Raw genomic sequence first — 11,477 nt, 5'->3', positions numbered from 1 at the left:
GCGTTAGATTGGCTTACACCATTAGAGAAATTTGCTCAGCTTGTTGATTATCATAAGACTTTTCAAACTGTCGCACCTCATGTTTGAATTCGCCCCTTCTTGAACGTAATCATTAGCATGAGGATATAACCAGCGAGTGATCTGTTCGGCAACACTTGAATGATACTGAATTTCAAAGTGATTTAAGCCATAAAACACCGCTTTATGTGAGTCTGGAACTTTAAGCTGAAAACGTGGGTTAGGGTGTTCGCCTAGCGCGCTTTTTACACTCACTAAGTAGTCGCCAATTACGGTCAACGCTTTATTGCGCACCTTTTCAAATTCTAAGGTCCCTGCCACTAAAAAGGTGTTGATATGGGAAGGTAGCGGAGCAGGGGCGCGGTTATCATCCATCATACCAATACGGGCATCCATATGTTCCCAATCATCATCACGAACGCTGCCGTGGCGTAGGTCTAAAATACCATTACTCCGAATATTAACCAGTTGACCGAGTAAGCCGACAAAAGGGAAAGCCCCAAGTTTATCTTGTATGGTAAAGCCAAAGCGCTCTAAGACTGCCCCATGATGTGGAGAGCCAATACAGACTAGATTCTCGACCATATGGATCCATTGATACATATTTTGTTTGCCATAAAACAAGGCACTACGAGAGACTAGCCCGCCCATACTATGGCCAATGATATCGATGCTGGTAATTCTTGGATTACGTTGTACCAAGTCTTCTAATAAGTTCGAAAAACTGCGTCCATTGGCTGAAATACGTCGGCCTGTATTGTAATTTAAATACAACATGGTGTTATGGTCACGCTGCGCTAACAGGCGCTCACCAATGCCGCCATAGTGTGCATTTGACCAAGTCAGATGGTTCATACATAAACCATGAGCTAAAATCACGATACGGCCTGCAAGTTCCCCTTGTTGTATTGCACCGTAGTGATCATATAGCACCATGGGTAAGGCGAGGGGGCTATGCTGTTTCAGTAGATAATCCCCAAAAATCCCATTCAAAATGCCGACTAAAAAATGTAGGCTTGGGGTGAGTGGTTTTTCGTGAAGTGTAGGATATTTTTCAATAATATGACGTAAGCTTGGCGCTAAAAAACAACTCCCATATTTTTGTAAAGCGCCATAAGAAAACTGATATGCCTTTTGCACAAATGGTCGTTTTTGAAAGTTTTTAGCATTTTGTGTGCTCACACCAAAAGCATTTTTTAATACTTCAATATTAATAACTTGAATTAATTCATGTACACCATTTAAGCTGGTACTGAACAGTTGAGCTAAACCTTCTAATACGTCTGCCTGACTAGGTGGCGTACGATCCCATTTACAATAAGTTTCATGTAGTGGTGTTAAGCTCGGCATATCTTTTCCCCATATACGTTATAACCGACGTTTTAAGCTGTACTTTTTATCAACGGCAGCTAACGTTTCCATCTTAGTAGTTTAAATAACACATGTTTTTAAAATACTGATGAATGGTTAGTTGAGTGGTTTTTCTTGTCTGACAATAGTGTTTTTATATACAAACTGAGAACAAAAATGTGAGTTTATTCTCAATTTAGAGGGAAAATATATGAATATTATCTACCTCCATGGCTTTAATAGTAGCTCTCTTTCAATTAAAGGGCTGAGCCTTAAGCAGTATTGTAGCGAATTGGGCATAAATGTGCATTTGCCAGATTTAAACAGATCTCCTGATCTAGTGGTTGAGCAAGTTTCAGCGCTTATTGAATCGTTACAAGACGTGGCTTTAGTTGGTAGTAGCCTTGGCGGGTTTTTTGCGACATATTTTGTCGCAAAATATAATGTTCCAGCTGTACTGATTAACCCTGCTATGCAACCATGGAAACTGTTTGATGAGTTATTTCAAGTTGAAAGTATGCCCTATGTGGTGAATGATCAATGGTCAATTGACCATGTTCAGTTACGGCAGTTACAACAACTGGAACTGAAACAACCTGAAAATGCCGACAAAATACTCGTCTTATTGCAACAAGGCGACGAAATTTTGGATTATCGTCAAGCACAACGCTATTATAGTGCTGCAACGCCATCCTCATTGATTTTGACGGATGCTCATGGCAATCATGCTATGGAAGATTTTGAAGAAAAATTACCGTTAGTGATCGAATTCTTTGCGCACACCATCAAATAAGGAAAACGTACAACGTGACACAATATACGGCTCAATCGCTTGAAGTTCTTTCTGGTTTAGACCCTGTTCGTCGTCGTCCAGGGATGTATACCGATACGACTCGACCTAACCATTTAGCCCAAGAAGTTATTGATAATGCTGTTGATGAAGCATTAGCTGGTCATGCCGACAAAATATGTGTCACGGTTTATAAAGATGGTTCGTTGTCGGTTGAAGATAATGGCCGTGGTATGCCAGTCGATATTCACCCTGAATATGGTCAAAGTGGTATCGAAATCATTCTGACCAAGCTCCACGCAGGCGGTAAATTCAGTACCGATAACTATCAGTTTTCAGGTGGTTTACATGGTGTGGGGATTTCGGTTGTAAACGCTTTATCTACACGTGTTGAGGTCGAAGTTCAACGTCAGGGTAACCTATACCAAATGGCCTTTGAGCAGGGTGAACCAGTAGCACCTTTAGCTGTTATCGAAGGGAAAGCTCCAAAGCGCGCGACGGGTACAACTGTACATTTTTGGCCAGAAGCTAAATATTTTGATAGTCCAAAATTTGCGTTAAAAGCACTGAAACACAATTTAAAAGCCAAAGCTGTTTTAGCTGCTGGTTTAAAAATTACTTATATTGATCAAATTAACGATGAAAAAATCGAATGGCAATTTGAAAATGGCCTCGTCGATTATTTGATGGATGAATTGCAAGACCGCGAAATTTTGCCAAACCCTGCATTTGTGAGCAGCGGTCAGGCAGACCGAGCGGCATGTGAATTTGCGATTTGTTGGAATGTGGAAGGTGGTGAACAGGTTCAAGAAAGTTACGTCAACTTAATTCCGACTGCACAAGGCGGTACTCATGTGAACGGTTTGCGCTCTGGGGTTACCGAAGCATTGCGCGAGTTCTGTGAATTGCGTAATTTGCTACCACGAAACCTTAAACTTTCGGCAGAAGATGTTTGGGATGGCGTGAACTATATATTGTCGCTCAAGTTCCAAGAACCGCAGTTTTCAGGTCAAACCAAAGAGCGTCTTTCGAGTCGTGAAGCATCAAATATTGTTTTAAATATTGCTAAAGATGCTTTCGCGCTCTGGCTCAACCAACATGCTGAAATTGCTATGCAGTTGGCAGAAATGGCAATTTCTAAAGCAGGTCGCCGTTTAAAAGCAGCAAAGAAAGTCGAGCGTAAAAAAATTGTTTCCGGCCCTGCATTGCCGGGTAAGTTGGCAGATTGTGTTGGTCAAACACGTGAAGACAGTGAGTTATTTATTGTCGAGGGCGACTCTGCTGGCGGTAGTGCCAAGCAAGCGCGCGATAAAAACTTTCAGGCGATCATGCCGATTCGTGGAAAAATCTTAAATACGTGGGAAGTTTCTTCAGATGAAGTATTGGCTTCTCAAGAGGTCCACGACATTGCCATTGCGATTGGTGTAGATCCGGGCAGTGATGATTTATCTGAACTCCGTTACGGTAAAATCTGTATTTTGGCCGATGCTGACTCGGACGGTTTACACATTGCGACTTTGCTTTGTGCTTTATTCGTTAAACACTTCCCAGCATTGGTTGAAGAAGGACATTTGTATGTGGCAATGCCACCATTGTTCCGTATCGACATTGGTAAAGATGTTCATTACGCGCTTGATGATGATGAACTTGAAACTATTTTGAAAAATATTAAAGGTAATCGTAATCCGCAAATTACCCGATTCAAAGGATTGGGTGAGATGAACGCGATTCAACTACGTGAAACCACGATGGATCCTAATACACGCCGTTTGGTTCAATTAGATCTTGATGATGCCCATTTTACGGCGGGTTTACTCGACAAGTTACTTGCGAAAAAACGTTCGGCAGATCGTAAGCAGTGGCTTGAGCAGAAGGGTAACTTAGCTGATATCACTGTCTAAAAAGGCGTAAAAAATCCCCGCTCAATTGGCGGGGATTTTTTATGTAAATCTAAATTGTTGGAAATCACCACAACGATTTCTAATATTAAATTAAAATAGACAGATCTGTATATTTTAATTTAGGTCGTAATTTTTATAGCCTGTGGAAATTGAAAAACATCGCAATTCGCTCCACCTCCAATTCGATCCACCACTGCAAAATCACTTGGTGCCTCAAAAGTAAGCAAAGGATGATGCCATGTGCCTGCCCGATAATTAATACTTTGCTTTCCATTCGAGACGAAAGCACATAGTTTTGAAATATCAGGAGTATTTTCGTCTAAAGCAGGCGCCACAATAATTAAAAACTTTTGTTGCTGTAGTGGAATAAATGCTTGAGAACCTTTGGGATGGCGCTCTAACATTGAAATCTCTAAAGGCAGTACACTGGCTTTAATATTACGGAAAATACTAATTCCTGCCTTTGCTTCCCCTTTAATTTCAGTTTCAACAAGCGCATGATAGCGCTCAGTGTGGGCATCGTTAATATGAAAAAAGTCATGCCCATCGCAACAAATGACTTCTCCAAAGGACTGAAAGTTCTCAATGGTTAATGGCTGAATTTGAACATTCTTCATGATCATGACTTGGCAATTTTTCCCCATAAACGAACACGACTAATACCACCGTCTGGAATCATGTTAATACGAATATGCGAGATTTTTTCATGCTGTAAAATCTCATTCACATATTCATGAATATGATCCATTTGCATCGGTTGGGCTTCTAGTAAGTAAGGCCAAAACATACTTTGAGGAATTAACTGTGCATCGGTTGCATTTTCGAGGTAAACCGCCTGAATAGATACTTGTGCAGGGAAGTTCCCTTTAAAATGAGCCGTATCAATTTCAAGTTTCTCAATTTTTCCGCTTTTACCCAACGCAAGAATACACCAGTCATAACCCGGTGCACGGCGGCGTTTGGTTTCCCATCCATCGCCCATGTTGACTCCACGGCCTGGGTTAATCAAATTACGAGGATGTCCAAAGTGAGCATCGCTATACGCAACTACGCGGCCACCATTTTCGAGGGCCAATAAATCGAGAGTCTGTTCGCTGTCAGTTACCTGAATATGAACATCACCATAGACACGTAAACGGGCAATACCACCATCTGGGAAAATGTTAAGGCGTATATGAGTGAAAAGTGCATCATTATTGACCATAAAAATATGATGCTGGCTTGGGCCGAGTTCAGTATTTCCTAAAACATTCTCCCATTTTGCCCCTGTCAGGTCCCCATTTGGTGCATAACATGCTTCTAATGATGCAGAAGCAGGATAATTTCCTGTAAAAAAGCTGGTATCAATATCAAGAGCAGTGATTTTTCCACTTACACCTAACTTCACAATACACCAGTCATAGCCCGCATGACGCTTACGACGCGTTTCCCAGCCGTCCATCCATTTGCCGTTACCATCAAATTTATCTTCAACAAAAATAGGTGCATCAAATTGCAGCATACGCTTTGCTTCTGCAAAGAAATCATCTGAACACTCAATGACTTGTGCACCAATTCGGGCATCTGCTAAATTGGTTTTCGTATTCAAAATCTCAGGAAGTTCAAAAGCTGGAGCGTGCAATGTTGCCATAAGGGGGTATCCGTATTTCTTGTTAAAAACATGATTTTTCATTTAAAACTGCGCCAACACAGAGCGTGCTGAGACGAGTTTTATACATAAATATATAAGCATGGTGCATGCCAGTTTTGTGGAAAAGCTAAATAAATTTTGAACGATGGCATGTTTTTAGCATAAGCACCCTATAGGTGAATATCTATAGGAGCGTGTTATGAATGTGGTGATTATTGGTGCGGGAATGGGAGGTCTAACCACAGGCATTGCATTAAAGAAATTTGGTCACCAAGTTCGAATTTTTGAGCAAACTGAAAAAATTCTTCCTGTCGGCGCGGCAATTTCGCTCTGGTCGAATGGTGTGAAATGTCTGAACTATCTAGGATTAACTGACAAAATCGCCAAACTTGGTGGACAAATGGATGATTTGGCCTATGTGGATGGTTTAACTGGAGATGTGATGACACAATTCAGTTTATTGCCATTAATTGAAGAAGTGGGCCAACGACCTTATCCGGTTGCACGTGCTGATCTACAAAATATGTTGATGGATGAATTTGGTCGTGATCAGATTTATCTAGGCAAAAAAATGGTCAGCCTTGAAGACAAAGCTGATTATGTCGAGGTTCATTTTGCAGATGGCAGTTCAACGCAGGCTGATCTATTAATTGGGGCCGATGGTACGCATTCACTTACACGGACCTATGTGTTGGGGCAGCAAGTACAGCGCCGTTACGCAGGTTATGTAAATTGGAATGGTTTGGTTGAGATCTCTGAAGATTTGGCTCCAGCCCAGCAATGGACGACTTATGTGGGCGAAGGCAAGCGAGCTTCTTTAATGCCAGTTGCAGATGGCAAATTCTATTTCTTTTTGGATGTGCCTTTGCCAGCAGGTTTAGACAATAATCGAGATGACTATAAAAAACTTTTAAAACAATATTTTGTTGATTGGTGCCAACCCGTACAGCAGCTTATTGAACGCTTAGACCCGCAAAAGACCAATCGGGTAGAAATACATGATATTGAACCGTTCACTCAATTTTATAAAGGTCGTGTGGTGATTTTGGGTGATGCTGCACACAGCACAACACCTGATATTGGGCAAGGTGGTTGCCAAGCCATGGAAGATGCGATTTATTTAGCGCGTTCTCTGCAAATTAACACTTTGGGGCTAGAGGATGCTTTACGTCGCTATCAAAACAAGCGTAATGAACGTGCTAATGAATTGGTACTTCGTGCACGCAAACGTTGTGATGTGACGCATATGAAAGATGAAGCCGTTACACAAGCATGGTATGAAGAATTACGCCGTGAACAAGGTGGACATATTATGCAGGGGATTATTAGTAATATTGTGGGTAATCCACTTGATTAAAAACAAAACAGCAAGGAATTTTCCTTGCTGTTTATCTTCTAAATTTGGATTTTAGAAGTGGTATTTAACCAAGGCACTAACGTTATTTTCGTCGGCACCTTTAATACCAAATTTGTTATTCCACACTGAGTGCTCGATACCTAGGTATAGGCGTGTATCAGGAGAAATGTGTTTACCCACATTCCATTTCCACTGAGTTGTCCAGTTTAATTCGCTCGCATGGTCGCCTTCAGCAGTTGACCAATCAAGGAAACCATCTACCAAGAAATCTTCAGATGCGAGTTTAAATGGAATACCATAAACGAATGTCATTTGATAATCGTCGTCAGTGTTCTCATTGTTTGCACGGTAGAAGTTTAAATTTGCATATTGGAAATATGGGATATCTAAATCAACTGCAAAACCATAAAGGAAGTTGTCGAAGTTGTTGCCGTCTTCACTGTTACCTTCCCAAGTAGTACTAATGAGTACATCTTTGATTGGGCCATACGACAATTTTTTACCAGACACTTCGCCTAAACTTAGTCGTGGTGATAACTCAAAGTAAGTACTCTTGTGGTCATTTTCACCACGCATGCGGTCCATAAAGAAAAACACATCAGCGTATTTAACTTTTGCTGCATATTCCAAAGTAATCGTGGTTTCTTTGTCATCTACAACTTCATAGTTTTCACCATAAAGTCCAGTCACACTAAAATCTTGCCAAATTGGTTTTGCCTGAACCATGGCAGTTGCAGATAACAAGGCACAAGTCGCCGCAAGTTGCTTTAATTGCATTTAAATGATCTCCCCCCAAATAAAGCACGCTAAGGATACAGGGTCTTAAGCAAAAATGAAGCCAAATTTGATCAACGGTTAAAAAAAAGCCCACCGAAGTGGGGCGCTAAAAACTAAATCTTTAATGAGTATTTCTTGTGTTTATTGTTTGGCTTAAATGTGGGGTGCGCGAGCTACGAAATGAAGGTAAATGATTAAATAATAAATTCAACAAGATAGCAAAGAGACAAGTTGAACTAATGCCCGAATGGAACAAAGTTTGTACCCAAACTGGGAAATGAGCATAAAACTCATGGTTAATAATTGGGATCATCCCAGCTGATAAAGCGGTTGCGACAATAATTAAATTTTTCTGATCGTTATAATCTATTTTTGCCAAAGTGCGAATTCCACTCGCTGCAACCGACCCAAACAAGACCAAACCTGCACCACCAAGTACGGGCATTGGAATCGCTGCAATCAAACGACCCATAATAGGTAGTAGTCCTAAAATAATCAGAATGACACCACCTGCTGCGACTACAAAGCGGCTTTTGATGCCTGTAATCGCAACCAGTCCAACATTTTGGGCAAAAGCACTTTGCATGAAAGAACCAAAAATAGGCGCAAAAGCACTTGAGAACATATCTGCACGAACACCATTGGCGATACGTTTTGAATCGACTTCAGTTCCTACAATGTCTCCGACAGCAATAATATCGGCTGTGGTTTCAGTCATAATGACCAAGGTCACAATCAACATCGATAAGATAGCGCTGAGCTCGAAAGTCGGTAAACCAAATGCAAATAAGTGCGGAAATTGGAGCCATGCGCCTGAACTCACCTGACTAAAATCACCAAAACCCATGAAGTAGGCGAGGGTAGTACCAACCACAATAGCCAACAAAATTGATAAACGTCGAATGCTTGCTTGCGGCAGCATATTTAGAACAATCACAATGCCTAAGGTCAGCAGTGCCAAAGAGATATTTTCTACGCTACCCCAGTCGGGCGCTTTGTTGTTGCCACCCATCATCCAGCGAATCGCAACGGGTAACAAAGATAGACCAATAATCGTGATAACGCATCCCGTCACAACAGGTGGGAAAAAACGAATAATTTTTGAAAAGTAAGGTGCAAGGCATAGTCCAATTAGAGAGGCGGCAATGACCGCGCCGTAGACAGCAGGTAAACCACCGCCTGTAGTGATAATGGCGACCATGGTGGCCACACCCGCAAAAGATACACCCTGTACCAGAGGTAATTTTGCGCCTAAATATTTGGTTCCGATTGTTTGGATCAGGGTTGCCAATCCACCTACAAATAGGGCCGCTGCAATTAACATTCCGATTTGTGCTGAGCTTAAGCCAGCTGCCGTTCCAATAATCAAAGGCGGGGCTACAATGCCACCATACATGGTCAGCACATGCTGTAAGCCGTAAGCAAAACTTTTGGAAATTCCTAAGTATTCATGCTCTGGAGAAATTGCATTTTTTTGCTGATGATTCATATTTTTCTCCTATTTATAATTGAGTTAGCTACCGCGATAAGTGGAGTAAGCAAATGGGCTAATCAGTAATGGAATGTGATAATGCTGATTGATGTCTTCTATAAAAAATTGGATACAAACACGTGGGAAAAAAGTTTTGACTTGCTGCGATGAAAAATAAGGGGCAATTTCAAATTCAAGTTGATAAGCACCTTCTGCAAAGTCTGTTATTCCAAAATCACTCACTCGACCATCTTGATTGGTGGTTGCTGTTGCTATCAGCTCATGGGTTGCTGCATGAAACAACTTCACTTCTACGTCTGCAGCTGGTTTACCTAAATTCGTATCTAAAATATGAGTGCTGATCATGCTTGTATTTCCTGAGATAGACGTAATAGAGCAATCGCTGCAAGTTGCTCATGTACAATTGTTTTTTCGATAGCCAAGTCGTTTTGTAGTCGTTCATGTAGCTTTTTTAAAATTTCATCGCTACTAAGGCCTGCCGCTTTAATTAAAAAAATAAAGCCAAACTTTTGTTCATAATCCATGTTGCCTTGTAGCAGAGCCTGTTGTGTTAGTTCATCTAAAGAAATGCCAGCTTGTTCTTTAGAGGAAAAATCTTGCTCTTTTGCATTGAGTTGTTTTTTAGCTTGGCGTTCACCAATTTTTGGATGGGTTGCTAAAGCCGCTAGTATCTCTTGCCATGACCACATTTGACTTAACTGTTCTGCATATTCCAAAAGTGATGCTTTTGTTGAATAGGGACGATTTGAGATGATTTTTTCGGCCCATGCTTGAATGTGGACACAGTTTTTTAACAAAGTCTTGAGTTGTTCTGGTGGGGCTTGATTAAACTCGGCTAAAAACACTGTTATTCCTAAACTCGTTGTCTTGATATAGAGTTTTAGCAATAACAGTGCCAATAGCGAGTTTTGGTTCGCTTAAGAATTTTGAAAATTAAAAATCAATTATTTAGTTATGTGATTTTTATACCAATGTTCAGCAATTTCCTGACGACGACATATCCAGACCCGATCGTGCATTTGAATATAGTCGAGAAATTTCTGTAGTGCTTTAAAACGGCCCGGACGCCCTAAAATGCGGCAATGCATTCCAATCGACATCATTTTTGGTGCAGTTTCTCCCTCTGCATACAACACATCAAAACTATCTTTCAAATATTGAAAAAACTGTTCTGAACTATTAAATCCGCCTGGTGAACAGAACTTCATGTCGTTACATTCTAAAGTGTAAGGAATAATCAGATGAGGACGTGATGCGCCATCAGCATTGGTAAGCGTTGTCCAAAAAGGCAGGTCATCACCATAATAATCTGAGTCATATTGTATTTGTGGAAACTCTGCGAGTAACTGACGTGTATTGGGGCTGTCACGTCCGGTGTACCAACCTATCACTTTATTTTCAAACAGGTTTTCTAAGACAGTTAAAGCCTGCTCCATATGCTGTTTTTCGACTTCAATATCGGTATCTTGATAGTGAAGCCAGCGGTAACCATGAGAAACCACATCATAATCAGCTTGCTTAATCGCTTCTACAATATAAGGGTTGCGAGCAAGTGCCATTGCAACCCCAAAAATGGTCATTGGAAGTTTGCGCTTTTGGAATTCACTATGAATGCGCCAAAAACCAGCACGTGAACCATATTCGTACATAGAGTCCATTGACATATGTTTAGCTGGGTAACTTGCAGCGCCAATAATCTCTGATAAAAACTGTTCGGAGCCCTCATCGCCATGCTCTATATGTTTTTCGCCACCTTCTTCATAATTAAGCACAAATTGCACAGCAACCTTGGCATTATTAGGCCATTTAACCTGTGGAGGCTGTCCGTGATAACCGATTAAATCACGTGAATAAGGAGACTTCTGGATTTGCTCAATAAGCTCTGCTCCAGATAGATAAGATTTGGACACGATTGCTCTCCTTTTGTTCAATTTTTCATAAAAATTTAAAAAATCAGCTTGCATATTTTTATAGATGGACTGATATTGAAGGTATGAAGATCTTCAAAATAAATTAAAAGCAGTACGTTTAAGTCAGGAGATAACAAACCATTACACCATCAAAATGTACAATTGAAGTCAGTTCATGCATGCTTAAAACATGCCAACATAAAAAAGTTTTGCATAGAAAAGATCCACAGTAAGAAAGAGAGGATGGTATTT

11 protein-coding genes are annotated in these 11,477 nt (G+C 40.8%); 3 read left to right on the top strand and 8 right to left on the bottom strand.

From position 1 onward, the window contains the following. Positions 1-21: 21 nt before the first annotated feature. Positions 22-1,368 carry a PGAP1-like alpha/beta domain-containing protein gene (locus tag MKL51_RS04705; protein WP_442866708.1) on the bottom strand — a complete coding sequence of 449 codons (1,347 nt, stop codon included), beginning with the start codon at positions 1,366-1,368 and terminating at the stop codon, positions 22-24. 211 nt (positions 1,369-1,579) lie between these two features. Between MKL51_RS04705 and MKL51_RS04700 the strand changes: the two genes are divergently transcribed. Both MKL51_RS04700 and parE read left to right on the top strand, forming a co-directional pair. Continuing rightward, positions 1,580-2,161, top strand: a complete 582-nt coding sequence (locus MKL51_RS04700) for a YqiA/YcfP family alpha/beta fold hydrolase (protein ID WP_017387585.1) — start codon at positions 1,580-1,582, stop codon at positions 2,159-2,161. Between the two features lie 14 nt (positions 2,162-2,175). Continuing rightward, entirely contained in the window at positions 2,176-4,059 is a 1,884-nt protein-coding gene (gene parE, locus MKL51_RS04695; RefSeq protein WP_017387584.1) for a DNA topoisomerase IV subunit B, read from the top strand. Between the two features lie 119 nt (positions 4,060-4,178). Here parE and MKL51_RS04690 read toward each other — a convergent pair whose 3' ends face one another. Together MKL51_RS04690 and alc are read right to left on the bottom strand one after the other, a co-directional pair. Then, on the bottom strand, positions 4,179-4,682 hold the full coding sequence (locus MKL51_RS04690; protein ID WP_017481825.1) for an ureidoglycolate lyase: 504 nt from the start codon (positions 4,680-4,682) through the stop codon (positions 4,179-4,181). Beyond that, positions 4,679-5,689 carry an allantoicase gene (gene alc / locus MKL51_RS04685; protein ID WP_017481824.1) on the bottom strand — a complete coding sequence of 337 codons (1,011 nt, stop codon included), beginning with the start codon at positions 5,687-5,689 and terminating at the stop codon, positions 4,679-4,681. The genes MKL51_RS04690 and alc overlap by 4 nt, the downstream gene beginning before the upstream one ends. A gap of 199 nt (positions 5,690-5,888) precedes the next feature. On the opposite strand from alc, the gene hpxO reads away from it, so the two are divergent. Then, a complete protein-coding gene (gene hpxO / locus MKL51_RS04680; RefSeq protein ID WP_017481823.1) occupies positions 5,889-7,046 on the top strand; it encodes an FAD-dependent urate hydroxylase HpxO in 1,158 nt (385 codons plus the stop codon). Between the two features lie 51 nt (positions 7,047-7,097). Here hpxO and MKL51_RS04675 read toward each other — a convergent pair whose 3' ends face one another. The 5 genes from MKL51_RS04675 to puuE form a co-directional block, all read right to left on the bottom strand. After that, on the bottom strand, positions 7,098-7,823 hold the full coding sequence (locus tag MKL51_RS04675) for an outer membrane protein OmpK (protein ID WP_014207944.1): 726 nt from the start codon (positions 7,821-7,823) through the stop codon (positions 7,098-7,100). Between the two features lie 121 nt (positions 7,824-7,944). Next, entirely contained in the window at positions 7,945-9,312 is a 1,368-nt protein-coding gene (locus MKL51_RS04670) for a nucleobase:cation symporter-2 family protein (RefSeq protein WP_017387580.1), read from the bottom strand. A gap of 24 nt (positions 9,313-9,336) precedes the next feature. Further along, positions 9,337-9,660, bottom strand: coding sequence for a hydroxyisourate hydrolase (uraH, locus tag MKL51_RS04665; protein WP_005066767.1), 324 nt, complete (start codon positions 9,658-9,660; stop codon positions 9,337-9,339). Then, positions 9,657-10,160, bottom strand: coding sequence for a 2-oxo-4-hydroxy-4-carboxy-5-ureidoimidazoline decarboxylase (gene uraD / locus MKL51_RS04660; RefSeq protein WP_014207943.1), 504 nt, complete (start codon positions 10,158-10,160; stop codon positions 9,657-9,659). Before uraD ends, uraH begins: the two co-directional genes overlap by 4 nt. A gap of 99 nt (positions 10,161-10,259) precedes the next feature. Next, positions 10,260-11,225, bottom strand: coding sequence for an allantoinase PuuE (gene puuE / locus MKL51_RS04655; protein ID WP_005804409.1), 966 nt, complete (start codon positions 11,223-11,225; stop codon positions 10,260-10,262). Positions 11,226-11,477 lie beyond the last annotated feature (252 nt).

Origin of the sequence: Acinetobacter sp. AOR18_HL (assembly GCF_027855145.1) — a bacterium.
Taxonomy (GTDB): domain Bacteria; phylum Pseudomonadota; class Gammaproteobacteria; order Pseudomonadales; family Moraxellaceae; genus Acinetobacter; species Acinetobacter pittii.
This window is presented reverse-complemented; position numbering and strand designations above follow the sequence as displayed.

Bases quoted from the DNA above. Each gene is read 5' to 3' on its own strand.
- alc (WP_017481824.1), bottom strand. From the start codon at position 5,689: ATGGCAACATTGCACGCTCCAGCTTTTGAACTTCCTGAGATTTTGAAT.
- MKL51_RS04675 (WP_014207944.1), bottom strand. From the start codon at position 7,823: ATGCAATTAAAGCAACTTGCGGCGACTTGTGCCTTGTTATCTGCAACT.
- MKL51_RS04705 (WP_442866708.1), bottom strand. From the start codon at position 1,368: ATGCCGAGCTTAACACCACTACATGAAACTTATTGTAAATGGGATCGT.
- MKL51_RS04700 (WP_017387585.1), top strand. From the start codon at position 1,580: ATGAATATTATCTACCTCCATGGCTTTAATAGTAGCTCTCTTTCAATT.
- uraH (WP_005066767.1), bottom strand. From the start codon at position 9,660: ATGATCAGCACTCATATTTTAGATACGAATTTAGGTAAACCAGCTGCA.
- MKL51_RS04670 (WP_017387580.1), bottom strand. From the start codon at position 9,312: ATGAATCATCAGCAAAAAAATGCAATTTCTCCAGAGCATGAATACTTA.
- MKL51_RS04690 (WP_017481825.1), bottom strand. From the start codon at position 4,682: ATGATCATGAAGAATGTTCAAATTCAGCCATTAACCATTGAGAACTTT.
- hpxO (WP_017481823.1), top strand. From the start codon at position 5,889: ATGAATGTGGTGATTATTGGTGCGGGAATGGGAGGTCTAACCACAGGC.